The following is a 24220-nucleotide window of genomic DNA, read 5'->3' on the forward strand; positions in this document are numbered from 1 at the left end:
GATACGTGCATTGCATCACCGAAGACGCCGCCACCCAATATGCGCATCTGATGCTTTGCCGATTTGCCGGGCGATGGCAACGCCCACGCCAGGTCAGCACGCCTACATGCTCTATTGACGGCGGATTAGGCTGGTACCATTTTAGACGCAGACGCCCTTAAGTCCGATGAGATTGTGGTCGCGAGCGTTCTCTTGATTTCGCGACCAGTGGAATGGGCGAGGCAAAGGCCGGCGATGGCATAGATCCCAGCCGAGAAAGGCCAGCCATCGCGACAGACATGAGCTCCGCCCTGGATTCGTATCCGTAGCCTTCAATGGCAAGGATGGATCAGGATGGCTGTCGCACTGATACTGCTTCTGGTCGCGATCGGCTCGGTGCTGTTCCACCTCTACAGCCCGTGGTGGTGGACGCCGATCGCCACGAACTGGAGCTACATTGATCACACGATCAACATCACCTTCTGGATCACCGGGTTCGTCTTCGTCGCGGTGATCGCGTTCATGGCCTATTGCGTCTTTCGCTTTCACCACAAGGAAGGACGACAGGCCGACTACAATCCCGAAAACAAGCGACTTGAATGGTGGCTCAGCGTCGGGACCGGGATCGGCGTCGCCGCCATGTTGGCGCCCGGCCTGATCGTCTGGCACCAGTTCGTGACGGTGCCGGCAGACGCGACCGAAATCGAGGTCATGGGCCAGCAATGGCAGTGGAGCTTCCGTTTGCCGGGGAAGGACGGCCGACTGGGCACGTCCGACGTGCGCAACATCAGTCCTGAAAATCCGTTGGGGCTCAATCGCGAGGATCCGCATGGCCAGGACGACGTCGTGATCGAGAACGGCGACCTGCATCTTCCGATCGGAAAGCCGGTCAAGGTCTTGCTCCGCTCGGTCGATGTCCTGCACGATTTCTATGTACCCGAGTTCCGGGCGAAGATGGATATGGTTCCGGGCATGGTCACTTATTTCTGGATCAGGCCGATCCGAACCGGGACCTTCGACGTTCTCTGCGCGGAGCTTTGTGGCGCAGCTCACTACCAGATGCGGGCCAAGGTGATCGTCGACGAGGAGAGCGACTATCACGCCTGGCTGGAGCAGCAGAAGACGTTTGCAGAATTGTCGGGCCGAAGCGCCGTTGTAAGGGCGACCTACAAATCCGGCGGCAAATAGGAAAGGCCGCTGCGAAGATAGATCGGGCGCCGTGAAAGCTAGTCGCTGCCCCGAGGGAGACGACCGAGGAGGTACTCTATGGTCGATATTCCATATGACAGGACGATTCCGCCTGCCGAAGTGCCTGATGTCGAGCTCTATCATCCGAAGAGCTGGCTGACGCACTATGTATTTTCGCAGGACGCAAAAATCATCGCCATCCAGTACTCGCTGACGGCGTCGGCCATCGGGCTGGTGGCCCTTGTGCTGTCCTGGCTGATGCGGCTGCAACTGGGATTCCCCGGCACATTCTCCTTCATCGACGCCAATCAGTACCTGCAGTTCATCACCATGCACGGCATGATCATGGTGATCTACCTGCTCACCGCTTTGTTCCTCGGAGGCTTCGGCAACTACCTGATCCCGCTGATGGTCGGTGCGCGGGACATGGTCTTCCCCTACGTCAACATGCTGAGCTACTGGGTCTACCTGCTCGCAGTCCTGGTGCTGGCCTCGACATTCTTCGTGCCCGGCGGCCCCACCGGCGCCGGCTGGACGCTGTATCCGCCGCAGGCAATTCTCTCCGGCACGCCCGGACAGGATTGGGGCATCGTTCTGATGCTGGCCTCGCTGATCCTGTTCATCATCGGCTTCACCATGGGCGGGCTGAACTATGTGGTGACCGTGCTCCAGGCGCGCACCCGCGGCATGACGTTGATGCGCCTGCCTTTGACGGTGTGGGGCATCTTCACCGCCACCATCATGGCGCTGCTGGCCTTCCCTGCGCTGTTCGTCGGCTCGGTGATGTTGTTGCTTGACCGTCTGCTGGGTACCAGCTTCTTCATGCCCGCCCTCGTCGAGATGGGCCAGCAGAGCAAATATGGCGGTGGCAGCCCGCTCCTGTTCCAGCATCTGTTCTGGTTCTTCGGCCACCCCGAAGTCTATATCGTCGCCCTGCCTGCCTTCGGCATCGTCTCTGACCTCATCAGCACGCATGCGCGAAAGAACATTTTTGGCTATCGCATGATGGTCTGGGCCATCGTGGCGATCGGCGCGCTGAGCTTCGTCGTGTGGGCGCACCACATGTATGTGAGCGGCATGTATCCCTATTTCGGGTATTTCTTCGCCACCACGACGCTGATCATCGCCATCCCGACCGCCATCAAGGTCTACAACTGGGTGCTGACCCTGTGGCGTGGCGACATCCATCTCACGGTGCCGATGCTGTTCGCCCTCGGCTTCATCATCACCTTCGTGAACGGCGGTCTCACCGGCCTGTTCCTCGGCAACGTCGTCGTCGACGTGCCCCTGTCGGATACCATGTTCGTCGTCGCGCATTTCCACATGGTGATGGGCGTCGCGCCAATCATGGTCGTGCTGGGGGCGATCTATCATTGGTACCCGAAGGTCACTGGGCGAATGTTGAACGACGTGCTCGGGAAGTTTCACTTCTGGGTCACGTTCCTCGGCGCCTACCTGATCTTCTTCCCCATGCATTATCTCGGATTGCTCGGCGTTCCGCGCCGCTACTTCGAGCTCGGCGACACGGCGTTCATCCCGTCGTCGGCCCACTCGCTGAATGCCTTCATCACCGTGGTGGCCTTGACGGTGGGCTTTGCCCAGATGGTGTTCCTGTTCAATCTGGTCTGGAGCCTGTTCGAGGGCAAGCCCTCAGGTGGCAATCCGTGGCGGGCGACGTCGCTGGAGTGGCAGACGCCGGAGACGCCGCCAGGGCACGGCAATTGGGGCAAGGAGCTCCCGATCGTCTATCGCTGGGCCTATGACTACAGCGTGCCGGGTGCTGCGCAGGACTTCATTCCGCAGAACCAGCCGCCCACGACGCGGACCGTTCAGGGAGCTGCTTCGTGAGCGCTATTATCCTTTTCCTGGCGGTGATCGCGGTCATTGTCGGATGGTGGCTTTCGCAGCAACGACTGACGGCCAAGCCCTGGCTGGAGGAAGGTCCGATCGGTGACTTCGACGGCACGGGCGCAATGACCTGGCCGGCAGCGAAGGTCGGGCTTGGCGTGTTTCTCGCCGTCGCCGGTTCGCTGTTCACGCTCTTCATCAGCGCCTATTCAATGCGCATGAACGTGGTGGACTGGCGGGCCCTGCCGGTACCGAAGGTGCTGTGGTTCAACACGGGCGTGCTGGTCTTGAGCAGCGTCGCGCTGCAATGGGCGTACGTCGCCGCGCGTCGGAACGACATCGACGGCGTCATCGTTGGCCTGCTCGCCGGCGGAGCGTCGGCAATCACGTTCCTCGCGGGCCAGCTCCTGGCATGGCAACAGCTGGGCGCCGCGGGCTATTTCGTGGCGTCCAATCCGGCCAATTCGTTCTTCTACATGATCACTGCGGTGCACGGGCTGCATCTGACCGGCGGCCTCGTGGCGCTCGGCAGAACCACGGCCCGGGCGTGGCGAAATAATGCTGCGACGGCCGAGCTGCGTCTGGGCGTCGAGCTTTGCGCCATCTACTGGCATTTCCTGCTGCTGGTCTGGCTGGTCCTGCTCGGCCTGCTGACGGGCTGGACGGACGATTTCGTCGACATCTGTCGCCAGTTGCTGCGCTAGGGAGGACGAAACCAGATGGCCGAAACTGCACTGACGAATACAGGACAAGGCGCTGGGCGGCTTCCGGGCTGGCCAGGCATAGCCGCCGACTGGGCGTCCGATCAGCGCGCCTTCAAGAACGTGTCCTGGGGCAAGGCCATGATGTGGATCTTCCTCCTCAGCGACACCTTCATCTTCAGTTGCTTCCTGCTCTCCTACATGACGGCGCGGATGTCGACGACCGTGCCGTGGCCCAATCCCAGCGAAGTCTTCGCCCTCAACATCGCCGGCCAGCACATTCCGCTGATCTTGATCGCCATCATGACCTTTGTCCTGATCAGCAGCAGCGGCACGATGGCGATGGCCGTCAATTTCGGCTACCGGCGCGATCGTGTCAGAACCGCAGCCTTGATGGTGGTCACGGCAGCCTTCGGCGCGACCTTCGTCGGAATGCAGGCCTTCGAATGGACCAAGCTGATCATGGAGGGCGTCCGGCCCTGGGGCAATCCGTGGGGTGCGCCGCAGTTTGGTGCGAGCTTCTTCATGATCACCGGCTTCCACGGCACCCACGTGACGATCGGTGTGATCTTCCTGATCGCCATTGCGCGGAAGGTCTTGCGCGGCGACTTCGACGTCGAGAGGCGCGGCTTCTTCACGAGCCGCAAGGGGTATTACGAGATCGTCGAGATCATGGGCCTGTACTGGCACTTCGTCGATCTCGTGTGGGTATTCATCTTTGCATTCTTCTATCTTTGGTGAGGTCAGCGCATGACAAATGCTGCGGTACACATGGAAGGACAGCTCCACGCTCCGGCGCATGGCGCAGTCGCAACGGGAGCCGTTCACGCCAAGGGCCAACAGCACCCGATCAAGCTCTACCTCGTGGTCTGGGGCTGGTTGTTCGTCCTCAGCACGTGCTCCTACCTCGTCGACTATTTTGGCCTGCACGGCTATCTCAGGTGGTCGCTGATCCTGCTGTTCATGATCTTGAAGGCCGGCCTGATCGTCGCGGTCTTCATGCACATGGCGTGGGAGCGGCTGGCCCTGGCCTATGCCATTCTGCTGCCGCCGATCGCGGTGATGGTATTCGTCGCGATCATGGTGCTGGAATCCGAATACACGCACTTCCTGCGGGTGCTGTTCTTCGCAACCCCGTCGTAAAGCGCGATGGCTTTACGTTGAATCGTCATCGCGCTTTAGCTTCTTGTTTGAGCATGATCTTTTCGGAAAACCGCTGCGCACTTTTCCGGATCATGCTTTAGGGCCCTTCGCGCAAGAGGCCGCGGGTCAGCCCTCGAACGCGTCGGTCGAGGCGCGGCCGCCGCGCGAGACCAGTGTCTCGTCGGGCGCGGGCAAGGGCCCGCCTGTGTCGCGGAAGCGATTAGTGATGGGATAGCGGCGGTCGCGGCCAAAATTCTTCCGCGTCACCTTCACGCCGGGCGCAGCCTGCCGGCGCTTGTATTCGGCGATGTTGAGGAGATGGTCGATGCGCGCGACTATCTCGCGCTCGAAGCCGGCAGCGACGATCGCCTCCAGCGGCTCCTCGCGCTCGACCAGGCGTTCGAGCACCGCATCGAGCACGTCATAGGGCGGCAGCGAATCCTGATCGGTCTGGTTCTCGCGCAGCTCCGCCGTCGGCGGACGCGTGATGATGTCGGGCGGAATGATCTCGCCTGACGGCCCGAGCGCGTCGTCCGGCTTCCATTCATTGCGCAACGCTGCGAGCCGAAAAACCTGCGTCTTGTAGATGTCCTTGATCGGATTGAAGCCGCCGTTCATGTCGCCATAGAGCGTGGCGTAGCCGACCGACATTTCGGACTTGTTGCCCGTCGTGACCACCATCAGCCCGGTCTTGTTGGAGATCGCCATCAACAGCGTGCCGCGGGTGCGGGCCTGGAGATTCTCCTCGGTGATATCGGGCGGCAGGTTCTTGAAGATGTCGGAGAGGATGGTCTCAAAACCGTTCACGGCGTCGGTGATCGGCAGCACCTCGTAGCGCAGCCCGAGATGGCCCGCGAGCTCGCCGGCATCGGCGATCGAACTATGCGCGGTGTAGCGATAGGGCAGCATCACGCCATGGACCTGATCGGCGCCGAGCGCGTCGACGGCGATGGCCGCACACAGCGCGGAGTCGATGCCGCCGGAGATGCCGAGCAGCACGCCGGGAAAGCCGTTCTTGCCGACATAGTCGCGCAGGCCGAGCACGCAAGCCGCATAGTCCGCCTTGTCGCCCTCGGGCAATTGCGCGACCGGACCGGTGCAGCGCCAGTCGTCGCCGTGCTTGGTGAAGTGCAGCGTGGTTACGGTCTCCGCGAACGCGGGCAGTTGCGCGGCGAGCGAGAGATCGCCGTTGAGCGCGAACGAAGCACCGTCGAACACGAGTTCGTCCTGGCCGCAGATTTGGTTGAGATAGACCAGCGGCAGGCCGCTCTCGGTCACGCGTGCGACTGCGACCGACAGGCGCACATCGCCCTTGTCGCGTGCATAGGGTGAGGCGTTGGGCACCAAAATGATCTCAGCGCCGGTCTCGGCCAGCGTCTCGACGACGTTCTCGTAGTCCTCGGATTCTTCCAGCCAGATGTCCTCGCAGATCGGCACGCCGATCCGAACGCCGCAAACGGTCACCGGGCCCGCCGCAGGGCCGCGCGCGAACAGGCGCTTCTCGTCGAACACGCCGTAGTTCGGCAGATTGCATTTGAAGCGCAGCGAGGCGATGCGGCCGCCGTCGAGCAGCGCGCAGGCATTGTAGAGTTTTTCGTCCTCGACCCAGGGCGTGCCGATCAACATGGCCGGACCGCCATCGGCGGTCTCGCGCGCAAGCTCCTCGATCGCGGCGCGGCAGGCCGCCTGGAAGGCGGGCTTGAGCACGAGATCTTCCGGCGGATAGCCGGAGATGAACAATTCCGGAAACAGCACGAGATCAGCGCCGTCGGCTACTGCCTGCGCGCGCGCCTCGCGCGCCTTGGCGACATTGCCTGCGATGTCGCCCACCGTCGGATTGAGTTGAGCGAGTGCGACCGAGAAGTTTGAGGCGCGTTCGCTCATGGCTCTAAATCAGTCCCAGCCGTTCGACGATGGCAAAGATCCAGAACGCGCCGGCCATCAGGAGCGCGACGCCGACGGCGGCCGAGCCCATGTCCTTGACCTGCCCGATCTGCTTGTCGTGCTCCATGGTGAGGCGATCGGCGAGCTTTTCCACCGACGTGTTGAGCAGCTCCACCACCAGCACGAACGCAACCGCACAGACCAACTCCACCGCACGCATCGTGGTCGCGCCGATGAACCACGCCAATGGCACAGAGAGGAGGAGCGCAAAAATCTCCTCGCGGATGGCCTGCTCCGAGCGCAGCGCAAAGGCCAGACCGTTCCGCGAATTGATCGTGGCCTTCCAGAGCCGCAGCAAGGTCTTAAAGGCCCGCTGCGGCCGGCATCGGCTTGGCCTTGCCCGCGCGCTCCTGCTTCAACAGCTCGGCGATCAGGAAGGCCATGTCGATCGATTGCTCGGCATTGAGGCGGGGATCGCAGACCGTGTGGTAGCGGTCGTTGAGATCCTCGTCCGTGATGGCGCGCGCGCCGCCGAGACACTCGGTCACATCCTGGCCCGTCATCTCCAGATGCACGCCGCCGGCATGCGTGCCTTCGGCGGCATGGATCGCGAAGAACGATTTGACCTCGGACAGGATGCGGTCGAACGGCCGCGTCTTGTAGCCGGTCGTGGAGGTGATGGTGTTGCCGTGCATGGGATCGCAGGACCAGATCACTGCCCTGCCCTCGCGCTGCACGGCGCGGATCATGCCGGGCAGATGCTCGCCGACCTTGTCGGCGCCGAAGCGGCCGATCAGCGTCAGCCGGCCCGGCTCGTTGTCCGGATTGAGCACGTCGATCAGCTTCAACAGCTCGTCGGCCTTCAGCGAAGGGCCGCACTTCAACCCGATGGGGTTCTTGATGCCGCGGAAATATTCGATATGGCCGTGATCGAGCTGGCGGGTGCGGTCGCCGATCCAGATCATGTGGCCCGAGGTCGCGTACCAGTCGCCGGTCGTGGAATCGACGCGGGTCATGGCCTGCTCGTAGCCGAGCAGCAGCGCCTCGTGGCTGGTGTAGAAGTCGGTCGCGCGGAGCTCAGGATGGGCCTCGAGATCGAGGCCGCAGGCGCGCATGAAGTTGAGCGCATCGGAGATGCGGTCGGCCAATTCCTTGTAACGGCGGGACTGCGGGGAGTCCTTGAGGAAGCCGAGCATCCACTGATGCACGCTGCCGAGATTGGCGTAGCCGCCGGTTGCAAACGCGCGCAGCAGGTTCAGCGTCGCGGCCGACTGCCGATAGGCCATCAACTGGCGCTGCGGATCGGGCACGCGCGCTTCCTTGGTGAAGGCGATATCGTTGACGATGTCGCCGCGATAGCTCGGCAGCTCGATACCGTTCAGCTTCTCCGTCGGCGACGATCGTGGCTTTGCGAACTGGCCGGCGATGCGGCCGACCTTCACCACGGGGACCGCGCCGGCATAGGTCAGCACGACCGCCATCTGGAGCAGGACGCGGAAGAAATCGCGGATGTTGTTGGCGCCGTGCTCGGCAAAGCTCTCGGCACAGTCGCCGCCCTGGAGCAGGAAGGCCTCCCCGGCCGCAACGCGCGCCAGTGCCTTTTTCAGGTTGCGCGCCTCGCCCGCGAACACCAGCGGCGGGAAGGTCGCAAGCTGCGCCTCGACGTCGGCCAACGCCTTGGCGTCGGGATAGTCCGGTACTTGCAGCACCGGCTTGCTGCGCCAGCTTTCGGGCGTCCACCGCTCGGACATCGCATCCTCTCCGTAGGCAAAAACCGCAACTCAATCTATAGGTTGCGGAGGGCCGCCTTATACACAGGCCGTGAACCGACCGCCAGTTGTAAATCCGTTTGCCAGCTCAAGCCCTTGCGGCGAAAGCCAAATTCGCATTTGCTAGAGCGCTCGGCATTTCTCTGGGATATCCGCTGCCCATGGACGCGGCACTCGACGACGTTTTTGTTGACGATATTACCTTCCCCGCGACGGACGGCTATGCGCTGGCCGGCAGCCTGTTCCTGCCGCGCGCCACCAAGCGCCATGCCGTCCTGATCAGTTCGGCGACCGCGGTGCCCCGCAAGATCTATCGCGGTTTTGCCTCCTACCTCGCCCATCGCGGCTGCGCGGTGCTCACCTACGATTATCGCGGCATCGGCGACTCCCGGCAGCAGGCGATGGTCGGCTACAACCAGCCGAAATCGCTGGTCGGCTTCAAGGCCTCGATGTCGGACTGGGCGGCGCTCGACGCCGCCGCCGCCGTGCGCTGGATGCGCGAGCGCTATCATGGACTGCCGCTCGCCTATATCGGCCACTCCTTCGGCGGCCAGGCGCTCGGGCTGATCGAGAACAACAGCGAGATCGCGCGTGCGGCGTTCGTGGCCTCCCAGGCCGGGACCTGGAAATTGATGACGCCGCCGGAGAATTATCGCGTCTTCGCGCTGATGAACCTTGTCGGCGTGCCGATCAGCCGCTTGCTCGGCTATGCGCCGGGTTGGCTCGGGATCGGCGAAGATCTGCCGCAAGGCGTCTTCCTGCAATGGGCCGAATGGGTGAGCAGCCCGCGCTACCTCTTCGATTCCAAGCTGCCGGCGTTGCAGAATTTCGCGAAGTACAAGGGCGAGCTGCGGGCGCTGTCGTTCACCGACGATCCCTGGGCGACGCGCTCGGCGGTCGAGCTGCTCTGCTCCGGCTTCACCGCAATCAAGCCCGAGGTGCTGTCGGTGCGGCCCGCCGATGTCGGGATTGCGAAGATCGGCCATTTCGGCTTCTTCCGCCCCGAGCACCGCGACACGCTCTGGCGCGGCGTCGCGGAGTGGATCCAGGGGGAGTGAGGGTCGCTACGCTCCCTAGCGGATGATGGTCGTCAGCGACGAATAGCGTTTGGTGCGCTTGGCTTCGCTCGGGAAGAACTGCGCGAACATATCGTCGACGCGGGCCGCCGGCGTGATGTCGCTCGCAAAGCGAAATTCCTTTGCACGCGGCGCATAGAAGGCGCTGTCGTAGTACGCGTTGTCGAAACGTGAATCGCCCGCGCCGAAGAATGCATCGGACACGAACAGCAGCCCCAGCATCGCCACCACAGCAATGGTGGCTTCCCTATAGTCAGGCATTGAATGCCCCCCAGCTTTTCGGGAAGCATGCACGCACCTCGCCAAGGCCAGGTTTAAGGCTGCGCGTCATTTGTCCGGAAAGTTGTTCGCCGGTCAGCGAATTGTCTAAAACTTTAGCGAATGCGGCGTGTGGCTGAAACCCGGCCGGCTCAGCGCCGATCAGCGCACGATCGTCGTCAGAGATGAATAGCGCCGGGCGGGCTTTGAGGTTTGAGGCGGGAATTGCGCGAAGGCGTCGCGGACGCGTATCGCCGGCGGTGTGTAACTGGCAATGCGAACCTCAGTCGATCGCGGCGCGTAGAACGAGCGGTCGAAATAGACCTCGTCAAAACGGCCGGGGATGAACAATGCGTCGCAGACGAACAGGAGCGCGTACACGCCCGTCACCGCAACGACGATCTCCTTGAGAACTGACATGCCGACGCCCCACCCTTTTCGGGAAGGATGCACGGCGGCCGCAAAGGCCTGGTTTAAGGTTGCGGGCGATTTGTCCGGAGGGTTGGCCGGGCGTCGGTGAATTGCAGACAATTTTAGCGATCAACTTTCGACCGCTCAGCGCTGTTCGCCAGAGAATGCGCCCCGCAACCCTGACAGGCGGTCGAGTGCGGCCTGCGGCAATGGCCCCTTTTCGACCGCGGCCAGCGCGTCATCGAACTGTTGTGACGTCGCCATGCCGACGAGGATCGTGCCCATGGCGGGGTGCGAGAGCGCAAACCGCGTGGCGGCTTCGGTGAGGGTCGCGGCGTACCCCTCCTCCACGAGCGGCATCAGACGGCGTGCGCGATCGACATCGGCTTCGTAGCTCATGGCCGAACCGATCGGCTCCGGTGCCGGACCGGCAACCGGGTGACGTTCGGCCGAACCCGACAGTGCACCGCCGGCAAGCACGCGAATTCCCACGACGCCAACGCCGGCCGCATCGGTGTGATCGAACAATTTTCCGTAGTCGTGCGCCGGATAGTTCGCCGGCAATGCGTTCGCGGCGGATGGATTGAGCATGTTGTAGACGATTTGTGCGCTATCGAAGGCGCCAGTATCGATTACCTGATGCAGCGCCGCCGTGTCGCCCAAAGCCGTAATCCCGAGGTAACGGATTTTCCCCTGCTGACGCAGACGCTGAAAGGCCGGGATCACGTCGTCCAAAACCTGACCGACGTTCAGCGCCGATCCGCCTCCTGTCCCGGTGATGGGATTGTGCAGGTGGAAGATGTCGACCCGGTCGAGGCCCAGTCGCGACAGGCTCCCTTCCAGCGACTTCGCGACGGCATCGGCAGTGCCGCCGAGTTCACCGGGCAGCAGTCGGACTTTTGTGCCGACGACCACATCCGCCGGCCTCAACTTTCGCAAGATACGGCCGAGGTTTTTCTCCGACTCGCCATCACCGTACAGCACCGCGGTGTCAAAGTAGTTCACGCCGGCAGCGATCGCCCGCGCGACCGTGCGCTCCTGATCGGTGGGATCGCCGCGAACCATCAGTCCGCCCACCGCGCCGCAGCCGAAGCCCAGCACCGAGACCTCCATGCCCGTGCGTCCAAAGACCCTCGTCTGCATCGCGTCACTCCCGCAACGTCCGCTCTGGATATTACCCCGCCTCTGCTTGTTCGCCATGGGCAAGAGTGGCAGTCTCGCTGGCAGGAATCCCAAGAGACCCGCCATGCCGCGCGCAAGCGCCAAACCGCTTCCCCAATTGAGCGTCCGGATCGACCTCGACGCAGAGGACCGGATCGGGCCGGGAAAGATCCAGCTCCTGGAGCAGATTCGCGAGCACGGCTCGATCTCGGCCGCCGGGCGCGCCATGGACATGTCCTACAAGCGCGCCTGGGATCTGGTGGACGAGATCAACCGCATCTGCGGGCATCCCGTGGTCGAGCCGCAGGCCGGTGGCAAGAATGGCGGTGGCGCGATGCTGACCCCGTTCGGCGCGGGGCTCATCGCGCGCTACCGCAAGATCGAGCGCGACGCCGCACGCGCGGTACGCAAGGAATTGATGGCGCTCAGAAGCGATATCGGACGGTCGCGCAAGGCCTGATGCCGCCGGTCGACGCTAGTTCGGCCGCCCCCTCGCCTCAGCTACCGGCTGGACCAGCGCCTCGGCGAGCAGGTTCTGCTCCGCTGCCGGAATCGAGAACCGGACCTTGAAACCGTCTTCCGTCTCCAGCGTCATGATGCGCTGGGCGTTGTCGGTCGACTGCTCCAGCACCCATGAGGCCAGCGGATAGGCGTAACGCAGGCTCTGGTCGCCATAGCGCGCCTTCAGCGCTCTCTCCAGAAGACCCGGCAACGTCATGATCAGCGCGCCGACCTGGTTGAGCGAAACCTGCACGGCGGCAGGATTGCCGGTGGTGTCCTCGAAACCCAGCGAGATCGCGCCGCCGTCGGGAGCCACCTCGCAGGTGGTGAGCGCCTTGACAGTGATTTCCATTCCAACGTTCCCTTCGCTATATCTTCGTAGATATAGCGAAGTCAGACTATTCGAGGTCGAAAGCAAGGTCCAGTCGTCTTCGTTTGGAAGCCCTCAAATCCAACCCGACGCGCCGTCTCATGACGGAATCGTGACCAATCGGCTCAGCGCGTCATCGACGGCAGAGGCTACACTCCCCTCCCGAATATCCGACATGGTGGCGGCAAATGAGATTGATCCTTCTCGCGATTGTCCTCCTGGTACCCGGTTTCAGCCGGGCCGAAACGCCGTACGCGGGCATGCAGACCCGGCAGGTCAAAGCCCTGTCGGATCAGCAGATCGCCGACCTCCGCGCGGGGCGCGGAATGGGGTTGGCGCTGGCAGCAGAGCTCAACGGCTATCCGGGGCCTTCGCACGTGCTGGAGCTGGCGGATCAATTGGCGCTCAGGCCCGATCAACACGCCAAGGTGCAGGACATGTTCGCTGCGATGAAATCCGAGACCACGCCGATCGGACGCAAGCTCGTCGACGAGGAGAGCGAGCTCGATGAGCAGTTCGCCGGGAAGACGATCAATCCGGATAGTCTCAGATCAGCGACCACTGCGATCGCGAAGACGCAAGGCGAGCTTCGCGAGGCGCATCTGAAGTATCATCTGCTGACGTACGCTGTGCTCGACGAGACGCAGCTCGCGAAATACGCCGAGCTGCGCGGCTACGCGGGCGCTGCCCCGACGCGGCACCATCACCATCAGAAATAGACCCTGCATCGCGCCGCGACTGCACGACGCCTTACAGGCTCGCGATAACAGGCGCGAGCTCGAGCGAGCCGCGATAGATCATGTCGAAGGCGACATAGAGGATGATGGCGAGGCCGACATAGGCGATCCAGCGCTGCTTCTGGAGCAGCCGGCCGAGGAAGTCGGCGGCGACGCCCATCAGCGCGACCGACAGCAACAGGCCAAACGCGAGGATGAAGGGATGCTCGCGCGCAGCCCCCGCAACCGCCAGCACGTTGTCGAGCGACATCGAGACGTCGGCGGCAATGATCTGCATCGCAGCCTGGCGGAACGTCTTGCGCGGCGCGGGAGCCGAGCACGATCCGCCCCCGGCATGGCTGAAGGCCAACTCATGGCCGGACGCCGCCTGCTCGCGCAGCTCACGCCACATCTTCCAGCACACCCAGAGCAACAGCACGCCGCCGGCAAGCAGCAGGCCGAGCACCTGGAGCAGTTGGGTTGCGACGCCGGCAAAGGCGATGCGCAGCACCGTCGCGGCAGCGATGCCGACGATGATGGCGCGCCGGCGCTGGTCGGCCGGAAGGCCCGCGGCGGCAAGGCCGATGACGACGGCATTATCGCCGGCGAGTACGAGATCGATCAGAATAACCTGAAGCAGCGCGGTGAGCGCATCGGCGGTGAAGAATTCGATCATGACTTGTCATTGGGCGGCGGCGAAGGCGCGAGCCATTCCGGCTTGCGACGCTCGATCCAGTCGAGCGCCTTCGAGCGCGATGCGCGCAGCGCCGGCACGTCTTCGGCCAGCAGCGCGAGGCCAAGGGGAAGCATCCAGATGCCCAGCACGGGCAGGAACGACAGCACGCCGCCAGCAATCAGCAGCGCGCCCGAGGGAATCCTGACCCAGCGGTTGGATGGCTTGAGCAGATATTTCACGGTGCCGCTGACACGCGGCGGCAGCCGTCCGACGAGCGCATCAAGGCGCTGATCGCCGCCGGCGGGTTCGCCGGCATCGCTCGCGCGCGATTGCGTACGGTCGTCGGAAACTGTGGTCATGTCGTATCTCCGGAGACAGGCTGCTGGTCGGAAACGCGGCGCGCCGTCACAGGTTTCGCGCGCGGCAGCACCAGTGTGAGCAGGCGCAAAAGCTTGATTGCCTGCACTTCGTGCGGATGCACGTCGTCATCGGCGGCTGCGACGCGTTCCGACAGATCGACCAGGTGCGAGGCGATGGCGAGATCGGAGACCGGACGCAGCGTGTCGATCACGACATTGGCAAAATCCGGCCGGTCGAGCCGGTCGGCCAACTCGTCGAACATCGCTTCGAGCCGCTGCTCGTCGATATGCGGCGCCAGCGCGCGATCCCTGATGAAGCGGATCACCTCGTCGCGCTCGACGGATGCGACGCGGCGATCGGCCACGGCCACCAGCGCGCCGGCAATCACCAGCGCCGCGGCGGCTTGTTCATGAAGGCTGGAAGGGTCGGTGATCTCGCCCAGGATCGGGCTGAGGTCTCGGTCGGGCATCGTGTTGCTCCTCAACTTGCGACTTACCGCGCTTGGGAGCCTTGGGATGGACGGCCGGACGGCATTGCAAAGACACGTTGCAGGAGCCCTTCGAACAGCCAATCCCACGCAACCTTGCGCGGAACAGGTCATCCGACATCGCGAGGGTGGCCGAACAGGGTTCGACGTCCTCGCCAGAGGGGCCCGGATTCTGTCGTTGTGAGAGATAAAGTGCAGGCAGACGGAATCAAGACGGCGGGGCTGCGACCAGCAGCCGCGGGAACTCGTTCCACACTAACATGCAGGAAACCAGGCTGATCAACGCAGCTTCGTTGCGTCCCCTGCCCGTGCATCCCGCTTCGACTCTTTCTCCAGCATCAGCCGCATGGCATCGGTCCACGCGGAAATCAGGCGCTCGCGGCGTGCAGCCGAGCTTCGCAAATTCTCGGAGACCGCCAATCCGCGCACGAAGTGCTGGGTCAGCGCGACCATGTCGTCATAGGAGTGCGATACGGCCCATGGCTTGAACAGATCCGCCGACACGCGATCGCTCTCTCCCCGCGCCGCACGCTCGGCCGAGATCAAGGCTTGCTTCAGGGGCCGGTCCGTCCGCGAAACGGTCCACAGCTCCAATTCGGCGAGATGCGCGGGCTGCCGGCCAGCGTAGGCCAGCGCGCTCACCGCCGCGCGAAGCGGATCGTCAAGTTCCGAGCCAACGGCTCGCGAGGATGCGACGGCGCGTTCATTGCGCTTGACGAGTTCGGCGACACTCGCCGCAAGCAGCGCGGCATGGGTGGGAAAGTGATGCAGCAGCGCACCGCGGCTCACGCCCGTGCGACGCTGGACCGCCAGCGTCGTCGTTCCGGCGACGCCGAGCTCGATCAGGCATTCGACGGCCGCGTCGAGCAGCCGCTGGCGCATCGCGGGGCCGTCCCGGTCGGCCCGGGCCTGTCGTTTCGGTCTCATCGGCGCTCTCCAACAGTCAGCGTTGACTGTAGCAGGCGGGATGTTACCGTCAACTCTGACTGTAACGAACCGAGGACCGAGCCATGCCCGATTTTTCGACCCTGACGATCGCGCCCGATGCCAAAGCTCCGCGCGTGGCGCGGCTGCTCCTCAACCGGCCGGAAAGGTTGAACGCCATCAACAACCAGACGCCGCGCGAAATCCGCGCCGCGATCGAATGGGTCCAGGACAATGACGATATCCACGTGATCGTCATCGAAGGCGCCGGCAAGGGATTTTGCGGCGGCTACGACCTCGTCGCCTCAGCGGAAAGCATGACCGACCATCCATGCCAGCAGGAGCGCTTTCCCTGGGACCCGCTCGTCGACTATGCGGCGATGAAGCGCAACACCGAGGACTTCATGAGCCTGTGGCGTTGCTCCAAGCCGACAATCGCCAAGATTCACGGCCACGCGGTGGCCGGAGGCAGCGACATCGCGCTGTGCTGCGACCTCATCGTGATGGCCGACGATGCCAAGATCGGCTACATGCCGACGCGGGTGTGGGGATGTCCGACAACGGCAATGTGGACGTTCCGGCTGGGACCAACCCGCGCCAAGCAGTTGATGTTCACCGGCGACGTTATCGACGGCCGCACAGCCGCGGAATGGGGGCTCGCCAATCAGGCGGTCCCTCTCGCCGAGCTCGAGGCTGCCGCCATGAAGCTCGCACAACGCATCGCCGGCGTGCCGCGAAGCCACCTCGCCATGCACAAGATGGTGGTCAACCAGGTGATGCTCAACATGGGGCTGGAGCAGACGCAGATGCTGGCCACCGTGTTTGACGGCATCTCACGCCACAATCCGGAAGGATTGTGGTTCCGCCGCTATGCGCAGGCAAATGGTTTCAAGGCCGCGGTCGAATGGCGTGACAGCGGACGGCCCATTCCCGAGGGCGACGAGGCACGCGAGGAAATCCGCAGGCTGGGCGGGGCAACGTAAGAGCTGCGCTGTCCTACTCCGCCGCCTGACGCACGTGACGCGCGGTCGGGGTGCGCATGGTGACGAGCTCTTCGGCTGCGGTCGGATGCAGCGCGACGGTGGCGTCGAAATCGGCCTTGGTCGCCTTCATCTTCACAGCGATCGCGACCGCCTGGACGATCTCGGCGGCGGCATCGCCGACGATGTGACAGCCGAGCACGCGGTCAGAGGCGCCGTCGACGACGAGCTTCATCAGCACCCGCGTGTCGCGGCCGGACATCGTCGCCTTGATGGGGCGGAACGTCGCCTTGTAGATGTCGACGCGATCGTATTTCGCGCGCGCCTCGGTCTCGGTCAGGCCGACGGTGCCAATCTCGGGCTGCGAGAACACGGCGGTCGGGATATCGGCATGGTCCACCCTCACCTCGCGCTTGCCGAACACGGTGTCGGCGAAGGCATGGCCCTCACGGATCGCGACCGGTGTGAGATTGTGACGGTGGGTGACGTCGCCGATGGCATAGATGCTGTCGACCGAGCTCTTCGAGAAGCCGTCGACGGCGACACCGCCGTTCTTCGGATTGATGGCGACGCCGGCCTTCTCCAGGCCGAGATTGGCCACCGCCGGGTGGCGCCCGATCGCGAACATCACCTGGTCGGAGGCAATGCTCGATCCATTCGAAAGATGCGTGGTGAAGTCCTCGCCGTGCTTCTCGACATGGCTCACCGTGCAGCCCGTGAGGATGGTGATGCCGTTCTTCTCCATCTCACCGCGGACATGGGCGCGGACGTCATCGTCGAAACCGCGCAAAATGTTGTCGCCGCGATAGATCACGGTCACGTCGGAGCCGTAGCCTGCGAAGATGCCGGCGAACTCCAGCGCGATGTAGCCGCCGCCCTGGATCACGATGCGCTTCGGCAGCTTCTTCAGATGAAAGGCTTCGTTGGAGGAGATGACGTGCTCGATGCCCGGGATCGCGGCGCCGTGGTTCGGCGCGCCGCCCGTGGCGATCAGGATGTATTTGGCCGTGATCTTCTTGTCGTTATCGAGGAGGCGGACGGTGTGGGCATCCTCCAGCACCGCGCGGCTCTTGACGATGCGCGCGCCGGATTTTTCGACGTTGGTCGTATAGGCCGCCTCCAGCCGCGCGATCTCCTTGTCTTTGTTGGCGATCAGCGTCGACCAGTCGAAGGTGGCGGGCGGAATGGTCCAGCCGAAGCCCGCGGCGTCCTCGATCTCGTGACGGACATGCGAGCCGATCACGAACAGTTTTTTCGGCACGCATCCGCGGATCACGCAGGTGCCGCCCATGCGATATTCTTCCGCGAGCATGACACGGGCGCCATAGCCGGCGGCGATGCGCGCGGCGCGGACGCCGCCCGAGCCACCGCCGATGACGAAGAGGTCGACGTCGAATTCAGCCATTCTATCCCTCGACCTCTCTCGCTCGACCGGCCGTCGCTGGCCGGTCCAATCAGACTCTCGTTAGATTTCCTTGCCGCGCTTCTTCATCTCGGCGCGGAACGCGCTCGCGACGATCTCGGAGAAGTTCTGCGCCCATGAGTTCGTGAAGGCCATGCCCTGTTCGATCGCGCGCGGCTCTGCGGCGATCAGCTTCTGCCCCAGCGGAGACTTGTAGAACGCCACGAGATCCTTGAGCTCCTGGTCGGTGAACTGGCCGGCATAGGCCTGCGCCATGCCGTCGCCGATCTCCTTCTCGCGGCCGGCGAGTTGCTGCGCCACCACCGGTGCCAGCTCGTTGAGGTCCTTCTGGTAGTTGAGGTTCTGCGCGATCAGCCTGTTCTTGACCTGCTCTACCGTGCCCGGAACGGCGTTCGCATACATCTTGTCGGCGCTCTTCATGGTCAGGATTTCCTTGGCGGCCGCGATCGCCGCGGGCGAGGCCTTGGGCGCCGCCGCCTGCTGTGCCGTTGCCGGGACGGCGCCAAAAACCAGTCCCAGGGCAATTCCGGCCACGGGCAGCATCTTCAAAACGCTCTTCATTCCTAGTCTCCTTTCGGCGGCTCAGCGCCGTTCAATCACGCGTATTCCGCCCCCGCCCGCCAGAACAACCGAGCTGGCCAGGCCGATGAACAGTCCATGCTCCACCACGCCGGGGATCGCGCTCAATGCCTTGGCGAGCCGCGGGGGGTCTTCAATCCGACCAAGATGGGCATCCAGGATCCAGTGGCCACCATCGGTGACGAAAACGTGGCCGTCCTTGGCCTTGCGGACCGCCATTTGCCCGGAAACGCCGCAATCTGCAAATGCCTTCTCGATCGCCCGCCGCGTCGCGCCGAGCCCGAACGGGATCACTTCCACCGGCAGGGGAAAGCGGCCGAGGGTTGCGACCCATTTGGTGTCGTCGGCAATCACGATCATGCGATCCGAGGCCGCTGCTACGATCTTCTCCCGCAGGAGCGCCCCGCCGCCGCCCTTGATCAGGTTGAACGCGGGGTCGATCTCGTCGGCGCCGTCGACGGTCAGGTCGAGATGATCGATGTCGTCGAGTGTCGTCAGCGGCACGCCGCAGCGCTCCGCGTCCATGCGGGTTGCTTCCGACGTCGGCACGCCGATGACCTTGAGGCCCGCGCGCACGCGCTCGCCGAGCAGTTCGACAAAATGTTTTGCGGTCGAACCGGTGCCGAGGCCGAGTTGCATGCCGTCGCGCACCTCTTCCAGGGCACGTGCCGCCGCCTGCCGCTTCAGTTGATCCATGTTCACGTTACGCTTGCCCTTTTTGGGATCCCGCCGAAACAAGTCCTTTTCGGCGGCCTGTCTAGCCTCGTTTTGCGCCCGGGAACAGAGCTATAAGCGGATCTTATGGCGGCTCCGCTTGCGCCGGCGGCGCCGGACCGGTAGCGCATGCACATGACCTCCCCCCGTACCACCACCTTTCCCCACACCATCGTCTTCGATCTCGACGGCACGCTCGTCGATACGGCGCCCGACCTGATCGCCGCGCTCAATCACGTGCTCGACCGCGAAGGACTGCCGCCGGTGCCGATGCAGTCGGCCCGCAACATGATCGGGGCGGGCGCGCGCAAGCTGATCGAACGTGGGCTCGAGGCCGAGGGCCGGACGGTGACCGTCGAGGATATGAACCGCATGACGGCGGATTTCATCGCCTATTATGCCGACCACATCGCCGTGGAATCGCGCCCGTTCGAGGGGCTGGAGGCGGCGCTCGACGATCTCTCGGCCCGCGGTCACCGCCTCGCGGTCTGCACCAACAAGCTGGAATGGCTGTCGAAGCGGCTTCTCGACCAGTTGGGCCTGACCCCGCGTTTCGCCGCAATCTGCGGCGCCGACACATTTGGGGTCCAGAAGCCCGACCCGACCATTTTCCGCGAGACCGTGGCCCGGGCCGGCGGCCAAGTGGCGGCCAGCATCATGGTCGGGGACGCCGGAACCGACGTCGGCGTCGCCCGGCGGGCCGGGGTTCCCGTCATTGGCGTGAGCTTCGGCTACACGGATGTGCCGATCGCGGAACTCAAGCCGGACCGGCTGATCCATCACATGCGCGACCTGCCGGAGGCCGCAAGCAGCCTGATGCCGCCGAGGCCACCTCAGTAAATATCTGATAATACATATAAATTATCGCCGCCCCCGACGTTAACCATCGATTAACCATACGGGCACGGCGCGTTGCGCGGCTGAACCGAGCCTCCTATGGTCAGGCCCGGGGATTGTGGCGGTTCGTCGCAGGTGAGTGGATGGTCATGCGTCGTGTGATCGCGAGCGCCATTGCAGCAGTCAGCCTCGCCGGCTGTTCCTCGGTATCGTGGGACATGTTCAAGTCGACTCCCCCACCCGTCCAGGTCCAGCTCGAATCGAGCCCGCCAGGCGCCGACGCCGTCACCTCGCTCGGCCCGGGCTGCAAAACACCTTGCTCGGTGACGATACCCGCGCCGGATGCCCCTTTCACGGTGAGCTACGCCTTGAACAAGCACCAGCCGGCCAGCGTGCCTGTGAACGTCATCAAAAATCCCGGCGACTTCTCGACGCCCGCGACCGTCACCACCGACCCGAATCCGGTTTTTGCGCAACTGGCGCCCGCCGCCCCGCCGAAACCGGTCAAGAAACCGCACCGGCCGAAGCCGAAGAAGCCGAAGCCGACGGCTGCCGCGCCAGCCGCCTCGCCTTTCCCCGATCCGAACGCGGCACCTCCGCCGCCCACGGCTGCTCCTCAACGCTAACTGCGTGCAGCGCAAGATTGTCCTTGCAATCGGCGATGCTTAGATTGCCTTTAAAGTATTCCAGCTGCACAAGCGGCACGTGACAAGGCGTTGTCGAATGAACGGACCAGCCGTGAGTCCCCTCTCCTCGCTGACAGGACCGATGACCGACCCGTTCGGCCGGACCATCACCTATTTGCGAGTGTCCGTCACCGATCGCTGCGATCTGCGCTGCTTCTATTGCATGTCCGAAGACATGACGTTCCTGCCCAAGGCGGATCTGCTGACGCTTGAAGAACTCGACCGGCTCTGCTCCGCCTTCATCGCCAAGGGCGTGAAGAAGCTGCGATTGACCGGCGGCGAGCCGCTGGTCCGCCGCAACGTAATGTCGCTGGTGCGGTCGCTGTCGCGCCACCTCGAAAGCGGCGCGCTGCGCGAACTGACGCTGACGACCAACGGCACGCAGCTTGCGAAACATGCCAAGGAGCTCGCCGAATGCGGCGTCCGCCGCATCAACGTCTCGCTCGATACCCTCGATCCCCAGAAGTTCCGCGCCATCACCCGCTGGGGCGAGATCGACAAGGTGCTGGAGGGCATCGAAGCAGCCCGTTCCGCCGGTCTTGCCGTGAAGATCAACGCGGTGGCGCTGAAGAACCTCAACGAGGAGGAGATTCCAGCGCTGATGCAATGGGCTCACGGCAAGGGCATGGGCCTGACGCTGATCGAGGTGATGCCGATGGGCGAGATCGGCACCGGCCGGATCGACCAATATCTGCCGCTGTCGCTGGTCCGCGCACGCCTCGCCCAGCAGTTCACGCTGACAGACTTAGAGGAGAGCACCGGCGGCCCGGCACGTTACGTCAGCGTCAGCGAGACTGGCGGCAAGCTCGGCTTCATCACGCCTATGACCCATAATTTCTGCGAGTCCTGCAATCGGGTGCGCATTACATGCACCGGCACGCTGCACACCTGCCTCGGGCACGAGGATGCCTCCGACTTGCGCAAACCGCTGCGCGCATCGAGCGAGGATGCACTACTTTCGGCTGCGATCGACCGCGCGATCGGCCTGAAGCCGAAGGGCCACGACTTCATCATCGACCGCCGCCACAACCGCCCGAGCGTCAGCCGGCACATGAGCGTCACCGGCGGCTAAGAATCGCACACGCCGTCCGCGCTAACCTAAGCCGCTGACCGCGCGTCAATTTGTCCATTTTCCGATTGACGGCGCCGCAACCCGCTGAAATGGTGCAGGCGCCTTTGCATGCCCGGCAGCAATAAGCCGGCGCGCCCGTTTATGGGCGTGGACAAGACGGCTGGGCACGAGGGGAGGACTGTCGCTGCAATCGCTCCGGACGACTGTTCGTCAATGCCGCGTGCATCTCGCACGGCGGTCGAGCGATGCGCGCAAATGCGCCCCATGAAGTCAGGCCGCGGCGGAGACAAGTAAGATGCGTCCATTGTTGGCGGTGAGTAACGCCATCGACGTTCTCAACGAGAAGATAGGGTACGTCTGTAACCTGCTCGTGCTCCTGTCGTGCCTGGTCAGCGCGGCTAATGCGATGATCCGCTACGCGTTCAGCTACTCATCCAATGGCTGGCTGGAGCTGCAATGGTACATGTTCGCGGTCCTCGTGATGTTCGGGGCGTCGTACACCTTCAAGCGCAACGAGCACGTGCGCGTCGAAATCCTCTATCTGATGCTGTCCGAGCGCGGCCAACTGTGGCTCGACCTGATCGGCACCCTCTTCTTCCTGATTCCCTCCTGCCTCCTGCTCGCCTATCTGTCCTGGCCGTTCTTCATGCAGGCCTATCATGTCAGCGAAATGTCCGGAAATGCGGGCGGCCTGGTCCGTTGGCCCATCAAGTTCGTGATCCCCGCCGGCTTCGTCATGCTGGCGCTGCAGGGGGTCTCTGAAGTCATCAAGCGTGTTGCTGCTCTCAGGGGCGAAACGACCATCGACGCCAAGTATGAGAGGCCGACGCAATGACCATTACGCTGGAAATGATGCCGCCGTTAATGTTCGGCGGTCTCGTCGTAAGCATGCTGATCGGCTATCCCGTCGCCTTCACGCTGGCGGCACTCGGGCTCTCGTTCGGCTTCCTGGCCATCCACCTCGGCTTCTTCGATCTGAACTTCCTCCAGGCCATTCCAGGCCGCATGTTCGGCAGCGTGCTCGCCAACGAGCTGCTGCTTGCGATCCCCTTCTTCACCTTCATGGGATCGGTGCTCGAGCGATGCGGCCTTGCCGAGGACATGCTGGACTCCATGGGCCAGTTGTTCGGTCCGATCCGCGGCGGTCTCGGCTACTCCGTCATCATCGTCGGCTTCATCCTCGGCGCCATCACCGGCACCGTGGCGGCCCAGGTCATCGCCATGGCGCTGATCTCGATGCCGGTAATGATCCGTTACGGCTACAACATCCGCTACATAACCGGCGTGCTCGCAGCCTCCGGGACGATCACGCAGTTGGTCCCGCCCTCGCTGGTGCTGATCGTGCTCGCCGACCAGCTCGGCAAGTCTGTCGGCGATATGTATCTCGGCGCCTGGGGGCCGTCGGTCCTCCAGATCATCCTATTTGCCGGCTATACGTTCCTCCTGGGCATCTTCAAACCGAGTCATGTGCCGGCGGTCCCGAAGGAGGCACGCACCCTGACCGGCTGGGCGCTCTGGAAAAAGTGCTTGCTGGGCATTATTCCGTCCGCGGTTCTGATCTTCGTGGTGCTCGGCACCATGATGCTCGGCCTTGCCACTCCGACCGAAGCCGGCGCGATGGGCGCGGTCGGCGCTATCGTGCTCGCGGCTATCCACCACAAGGACTTCAGCTCGACCAGCCAGAAAATCTTGATCGCCGGCATCGTTGCCACCGGCGTCGGCATCATCGTCGCCATCCTCTACAGCGAGAATATCGTCTTCAAGATTGCCTTTGCGATCGCCTATCTCGCAGTGGTCTGGGTCTGCCTCCAGGCGGTGCGCATTCCGGACCTGCGCGACCTGATCAAGCAGGGCTATGAGTCGACCATGCGCATCACCTGCATGGTGATCTTCATCCTGATCGGATCGACCTGCTTCTCGATCGTGTTCCTCGGCTGCAATGGCGGCGTCTGGCTTGAGCACCTGCTCACTTCGCTGCCCGGTGGCGTCTGGGGCTTCCTGATCTTCATCAACGTCTTCATCTTCTTCGTTGCGTTCTTCCTCGACTTCTTCGAGATCGCCTTCATCATCCTGCCGATGATTGCGCCGATCGCACAGAAGGTGCTGGCGCCAGTTGTCGGTCCCGATGCCGCGCTGATCTGGTTCGGCGTCATGCTCTGCGTCAACATGCAGACATCGTTCCTGCATCCGCCGTTCGGCTTCGCGTTGTTCTATCTCCGCGGCGTGGCTCCGCGCTCGGTGAAGAGCTCCGATATTTATTGGGGGGCCATCCCCTGGATCGGGTTGCAGCTCATCATGGTGGCCTTGGTGATCGCCTTCCCGTCGGTGGTCACGGGCCTGCTCGACAAGCCGATCAACGTCGATCTCGACAAGGTCAAGATCGAGGTTCCGCAGATCGAGCTGCCGCCGCTGGATCTCGGACCACCGCAGAAGTAGCGACCACGCCCCTCCCCGTCATGTTCCGCCTAGGCGGAACA

At 63.5% G+C, this 24220-nt stretch carries 28 protein-coding genes; 14 read left to right on the plus strand and 14 right to left on the minus strand.

Annotation, left to right across the window (positions count from 1 at the left end; translation table 11 throughout):
- Positions 1-333: 333 nt before the first annotated feature.
- The 5 genes from KUF59_RS27030 (at position 334) to KUF59_RS27050 (ending at position 4859) form a co-directional block, all read left to right on the plus strand.
- On the plus strand, positions 334-1167 hold the full coding sequence (locus tag KUF59_RS27030; protein ID WP_212459137.1) for a cytochrome c oxidase subunit II: 834 nt from the start codon (positions 334-336) through the stop codon (positions 1165-1167).
- Positions 1168-1245: 78 nt separating this feature from the next.
- A complete protein-coding gene (locus KUF59_RS27035) occupies positions 1246-3015 on the plus strand; it encodes a cbb3-type cytochrome c oxidase subunit I (RefSeq protein ID WP_212459138.1) in 1770 nt (589 codons plus the stop codon).
- Positions 3012-3719 (plus strand): cytochrome c oxidase subunit 3, encoded by a 708-nt coding sequence (locus tag KUF59_RS27040; RefSeq protein ID WP_212459139.1) that lies wholly within the window; start codon positions 3012-3014, stop codon positions 3717-3719. Before KUF59_RS27035 ends, KUF59_RS27040 begins: the two co-directional genes overlap by 4 nt.
- A 15-nt stretch (positions 3720-3734) precedes the next feature.
- Positions 3735-4457 (plus strand): heme-copper oxidase subunit III family protein, encoded by a 723-nt coding sequence (locus KUF59_RS27045; RefSeq protein ID WP_212459140.1) that lies wholly within the window; start codon positions 3735-3737, stop codon positions 4455-4457.
- 9 nt (positions 4458-4466) lie between these two features.
- Positions 4467-4859 (plus strand): cytochrome C oxidase subunit IV family protein, encoded by a 393-nt coding sequence (locus KUF59_RS27050; protein WP_212459141.1) that lies wholly within the window; start codon positions 4467-4469, stop codon positions 4857-4859.
- 126 nt (positions 4860-4985) lie between these two features.
- On the opposite strand, the gene KUF59_RS27055 is transcribed toward KUF59_RS27050, so the two are convergent.
- The 3 genes from KUF59_RS27055 to KUF59_RS27065 are packed head-to-tail and all read right to left on the minus strand — an operon-like array spanning position 4986 to position 8494.
- Positions 4986-6743, minus strand: coding sequence for an NAD+ synthase (locus KUF59_RS27055; RefSeq protein WP_212459142.1), 1758 nt, complete (start codon positions 6741-6743; stop codon positions 4986-4988).
- Positions 6744-6747: 4 nt separating this feature from the next.
- Entirely contained in the window at positions 6748-7101 is a 354-nt protein-coding gene (locus KUF59_RS27060; protein ID WP_212459143.1) for a diacylglycerol kinase, read from the minus strand.
- A gap of 4 nt (positions 7102-7105) precedes the next feature.
- The gene (locus KUF59_RS27065; protein WP_212459144.1) at positions 7106-8494 is read right to left on the minus strand and encodes a class II 3-deoxy-7-phosphoheptulonate synthase; all 1389 of its coding nucleotides are present in this window, start codon (positions 8492-8494) and stop codon (positions 7106-7108) included.
- Positions 8495-8673: 179 nt separating this feature from the next.
- Here KUF59_RS27065 and KUF59_RS27070 point away from each other — a divergent pair, with 179 nt between their 5' ends.
- Positions 8674-9570, plus strand: a complete 897-nt coding sequence (locus KUF59_RS27070) for an alpha/beta hydrolase family protein (RefSeq protein WP_212459145.1) — start codon at positions 8674-8676, stop codon at positions 9568-9570.
- A gap of 15 nt (positions 9571-9585) precedes the next feature.
- Here KUF59_RS27070 and KUF59_RS27075 read toward each other — a convergent pair whose 3' ends face one another.
- The 3 genes from KUF59_RS27075 to KUF59_RS27085 all read right to left on the minus strand — a co-directional run bounded on the left by KUF59_RS27075 (position 9586) and on the right by KUF59_RS27085 (position 11370).
- Positions 9586-9849 (minus strand): hypothetical protein, encoded by a 264-nt coding sequence (locus KUF59_RS27075; protein ID WP_212459146.1) that lies wholly within the window; start codon positions 9847-9849, stop codon positions 9586-9588.
- 159 nt (positions 9850-10008) lie between these two features.
- Positions 10009-10266, minus strand: a complete 258-nt coding sequence (locus tag KUF59_RS27080; RefSeq protein WP_212459147.1) for a hypothetical protein — start codon at positions 10264-10266, stop codon at positions 10009-10011.
- Positions 10267-10401: 135 nt separating this feature from the next.
- Positions 10402-11370, minus strand: a complete 969-nt coding sequence (locus KUF59_RS27085) for an aldo/keto reductase (protein ID WP_258767236.1) — start codon at positions 11368-11370, stop codon at positions 10402-10404.
- Positions 11371-11503: 133 nt separating this feature from the next.
- Here KUF59_RS27085 and KUF59_RS27090 point away from each other — a divergent pair, with 133 nt between their 5' ends.
- The gene (locus tag KUF59_RS27090; RefSeq protein WP_212459149.1) at positions 11504-11878 is read left to right on the plus strand and encodes a winged helix-turn-helix domain-containing protein; all 375 of its coding nucleotides are present in this window, start codon (positions 11504-11506) and stop codon (positions 11876-11878) included.
- A gap of 15 nt (positions 11879-11893) precedes the next feature.
- On the opposite strand, the gene KUF59_RS27095 is transcribed toward KUF59_RS27090, so the two are convergent.
- The gene (locus tag KUF59_RS27095; protein WP_212459150.1) at positions 11894-12271 is read right to left on the minus strand and encodes a hypothetical protein; all 378 of its coding nucleotides are present in this window, start codon (positions 12269-12271) and stop codon (positions 11894-11896) included.
- A 206-nt stretch (positions 12272-12477) separates the two neighbouring features.
- On the opposite strand from KUF59_RS27095, the gene KUF59_RS27100 reads away from it, so the two are divergent.
- The gene (locus KUF59_RS27100) at positions 12478-13008 is read left to right on the plus strand and encodes a hypothetical protein (RefSeq protein ID WP_212459151.1); all 531 of its coding nucleotides are present in this window, start codon (positions 12478-12480) and stop codon (positions 13006-13008) included.
- 31 nt (positions 13009-13039) lie between these two features.
- Here the strand turns inward: KUF59_RS27100 and KUF59_RS27105 are convergent, their stop codons facing one another.
- From KUF59_RS27105 to KUF59_RS27120, 4 genes are all read right to left on the minus strand, one after another.
- On the minus strand, positions 13040-13681 hold the full coding sequence (locus KUF59_RS27105; protein ID WP_212459152.1) for a TerC family protein: 642 nt from the start codon (positions 13679-13681) through the stop codon (positions 13040-13042).
- Entirely contained in the window at positions 13678-14040 is a 363-nt protein-coding gene (locus tag KUF59_RS27110) for a hypothetical protein (protein ID WP_212459153.1), read from the minus strand. Before KUF59_RS27110 ends, KUF59_RS27105 begins: the two co-directional genes overlap by 4 nt.
- Entirely contained in the window at positions 14037-14510 is a 474-nt protein-coding gene (locus KUF59_RS27115) for a TerB family tellurite resistance protein (RefSeq protein ID WP_212459154.1), read from the minus strand. Before KUF59_RS27115 ends, KUF59_RS27110 begins: the two co-directional genes overlap by 4 nt.
- A gap of 297 nt (positions 14511-14807) precedes the next feature.
- Complete coding sequence (locus KUF59_RS27120; protein ID WP_249140402.1) at positions 14808-15410, minus strand: TetR/AcrR family transcriptional regulator; 603 nt, start codon at positions 15408-15410, stop codon at positions 14808-14810.
- A gap of 128 nt (positions 15411-15538) precedes the next feature.
- Here KUF59_RS27120 and KUF59_RS27125 point away from each other — a divergent pair, with 128 nt between their 5' ends.
- Positions 15539-16435 (plus strand): crotonase/enoyl-CoA hydratase family protein, encoded by an 897-nt coding sequence (locus tag KUF59_RS27125; RefSeq protein WP_212459156.1) that lies wholly within the window; start codon positions 15539-15541, stop codon positions 16433-16435.
- 13 nt (positions 16436-16448) lie between these two features.
- Here KUF59_RS27125 and gor read toward each other — a convergent pair whose 3' ends face one another.
- From gor to rpiA, 3 genes are read right to left on the minus strand one after another with little or no spacing between them, the layout of a single operon-like run.
- Positions 16449-17837, minus strand: a complete 1389-nt coding sequence (gene gor / locus KUF59_RS27130) for a glutathione-disulfide reductase (RefSeq protein ID WP_212459157.1) — start codon at positions 17835-17837, stop codon at positions 16449-16451.
- A gap of 60 nt (positions 17838-17897) precedes the next feature.
- Positions 17898-18416, minus strand: a complete 519-nt coding sequence (locus KUF59_RS27135; protein WP_212459158.1) for a DUF2059 domain-containing protein — start codon at positions 18414-18416, stop codon at positions 17898-17900.
- Between the two features lie 21 nt (positions 18417-18437).
- Positions 18438-19136, minus strand: a complete 699-nt coding sequence (gene rpiA, locus KUF59_RS27140) for a ribose-5-phosphate isomerase RpiA (protein WP_212459159.1) — start codon at positions 19134-19136, stop codon at positions 18438-18440.
- Between the two features lie 147 nt (positions 19137-19283).
- Here rpiA and gph point away from each other — a divergent pair, with 147 nt between their 5' ends.
- The 5 genes from gph to KUF59_RS27165 all read left to right on the plus strand — a co-directional run bounded on the left by gph (position 19284) and on the right by KUF59_RS27165 (position 24179).
- Positions 19284-19988, plus strand: coding sequence for a phosphoglycolate phosphatase (gph, locus tag KUF59_RS27145; RefSeq protein WP_212459303.1), 705 nt, complete (start codon positions 19284-19286; stop codon positions 19986-19988).
- A gap of 146 nt (positions 19989-20134) precedes the next feature.
- Entirely contained in the window at positions 20135-20611 is a 477-nt protein-coding gene (locus tag KUF59_RS27150) for a hypothetical protein (RefSeq protein WP_212459304.1), read from the plus strand.
- A gap of 97 nt (positions 20612-20708) precedes the next feature.
- Positions 20709-21743: a GTP 3',8-cyclase MoaA gene (moaA, locus tag KUF59_RS27155; protein ID WP_212459160.1), complete on the plus strand. Its 1035-nt coding sequence runs from the start codon at positions 20709-20711 to the stop codon at positions 21741-21743.
- A 295-nt stretch (positions 21744-22038) separates the two neighbouring features.
- Positions 22039-22578 (plus strand): TRAP transporter small permease subunit, encoded by a 540-nt coding sequence (locus tag KUF59_RS27160; protein ID WP_212459161.1) that lies wholly within the window; start codon positions 22039-22041, stop codon positions 22576-22578.
- Positions 22575-24179: a TRAP transporter large permease gene (locus KUF59_RS27165; RefSeq protein ID WP_212459162.1), complete on the plus strand. Its 1605-nt coding sequence runs from the start codon at positions 22575-22577 to the stop codon at positions 24177-24179. Before KUF59_RS27160 ends, KUF59_RS27165 begins: the two co-directional genes overlap by 4 nt.
- The last annotated feature ends 41 nt before the right edge of the window (positions 24180-24220 follow it).

Origin of the sequence: Bradyrhizobium arachidis (assembly GCF_024758505.1) — a bacterium.
GTDB classification, from domain to species: Bacteria; Pseudomonadota; Alphaproteobacteria; order Rhizobiales; family Xanthobacteraceae; genus Bradyrhizobium; species Bradyrhizobium manausense_C.

Excerpts from the sequence above, each read along its gene's own strand:
- KUF59_RS27030 (WP_212459137.1), top strand. The coding sequence starts at position 334 with ATGGCTGTCGCACTGATACTGCTTCTGGTCGCGATCGGCTCGGTGCTG.
- KUF59_RS27035 (WP_212459138.1), top strand. The coding sequence starts at position 1,246 with ATGGTCGATATTCCATATGACAGGACGATTCCGCCTGCCGAAGTGCCT.
- KUF59_RS27045 (WP_212459140.1), top strand. The coding sequence starts at position 3,735 with ATGGCCGAAACTGCACTGACGAATACAGGACAAGGCGCTGGGCGGCTT.
- KUF59_RS27050 (WP_212459141.1), top strand. The coding sequence starts at position 4,467 with ATGACAAATGCTGCGGTACACATGGAAGGACAGCTCCACGCTCCGGCG.
- KUF59_RS27055 (WP_212459142.1), bottom strand. The coding sequence starts at position 6,743 with ATGAGCGAACGCGCCTCAAACTTCTCGGTCGCACTCGCTCAACTCAAT.
- KUF59_RS27065 (WP_212459144.1), bottom strand. The coding sequence starts at position 8,494 with ATGTCCGAGCGGTGGACGCCCGAAAGCTGGCGCAGCAAGCCGGTGCTG.
- KUF59_RS27070 (WP_212459145.1), top strand. The coding sequence starts at position 8,674 with ATGGACGCGGCACTCGACGACGTTTTTGTTGACGATATTACCTTCCCC.
- KUF59_RS27075 (WP_212459146.1), bottom strand. The coding sequence starts at position 9,849 with ATGCCTGACTATAGGGAAGCCACCATTGCTGTGGTGGCGATGCTGGGG.
- KUF59_RS27080 (WP_212459147.1), bottom strand. The coding sequence starts at position 10,266 with ATGTCAGTTCTCAAGGAGATCGTCGTTGCGGTGACGGGCGTGTACGCG.
- KUF59_RS27085 (WP_258767236.1), bottom strand. The coding sequence starts at position 11,370 with ATGGAGGTCTCGGTGCTGGGCTTCGGCTGCGGCGCGGTGGGCGGACTG.
- KUF59_RS27090 (WP_212459149.1), top strand. The coding sequence starts at position 11,504 with ATGCCGCGCGCAAGCGCCAAACCGCTTCCCCAATTGAGCGTCCGGATC.
- KUF59_RS27095 (WP_212459150.1), bottom strand. The coding sequence starts at position 12,271 with ATGGAAATCACTGTCAAGGCGCTCACCACCTGCGAGGTGGCTCCCGAC.
- KUF59_RS27100 (WP_212459151.1), top strand. The coding sequence starts at position 12,478 with ATGAGATTGATCCTTCTCGCGATTGTCCTCCTGGTACCCGGTTTCAGC.
- KUF59_RS27105 (WP_212459152.1), bottom strand. The coding sequence starts at position 13,681 with ATGATCGAATTCTTCACCGCCGATGCGCTCACCGCGCTGCTTCAGGTT.
- KUF59_RS27110 (WP_212459153.1), bottom strand. The coding sequence starts at position 14,040 with ATGACCACAGTTTCCGACGACCGTACGCAATCGCGCGCGAGCGATGCC.
- KUF59_RS27115 (WP_212459154.1), bottom strand. The coding sequence starts at position 14,510 with ATGCCCGACCGAGACCTCAGCCCGATCCTGGGCGAGATCACCGACCCT.
- KUF59_RS27120 (WP_249140402.1), bottom strand. The coding sequence starts at position 15,410 with ATGCGCCAGCGGCTGCTCGACGCGGCCGTCGAATGCCTGATCGAGCTC.
- KUF59_RS27125 (WP_212459156.1), top strand. The coding sequence starts at position 15,539 with ATGCCCGATTTTTCGACCCTGACGATCGCGCCCGATGCCAAAGCTCCG.
- gor (WP_212459157.1), bottom strand. The coding sequence starts at position 17,837 with ATGGCTGAATTCGACGTCGACCTCTTCGTCATCGGCGGTGGCTCGGGC.
- KUF59_RS27135 (WP_212459158.1), bottom strand. The coding sequence starts at position 18,416 with ATGAAGAGCGTTTTGAAGATGCTGCCCGTGGCCGGAATTGCCCTGGGA.
- gph (WP_212459303.1), top strand. The coding sequence starts at position 19,284 with ATGACCTCCCCCCGTACCACCACCTTTCCCCACACCATCGTCTTCGAT.
- KUF59_RS27150 (WP_212459304.1), top strand. The coding sequence starts at position 20,135 with ATGCGTCGTGTGATCGCGAGCGCCATTGCAGCAGTCAGCCTCGCCGGC.
- moaA (WP_212459160.1), top strand. The coding sequence starts at position 20,709 with ATGAACGGACCAGCCGTGAGTCCCCTCTCCTCGCTGACAGGACCGATG.
- KUF59_RS27160 (WP_212459161.1), top strand. The coding sequence starts at position 22,039 with ATGCGTCCATTGTTGGCGGTGAGTAACGCCATCGACGTTCTCAACGAG.
- KUF59_RS27165 (WP_212459162.1), top strand. The coding sequence starts at position 22,575 with ATGACCATTACGCTGGAAATGATGCCGCCGTTAATGTTCGGCGGTCTC.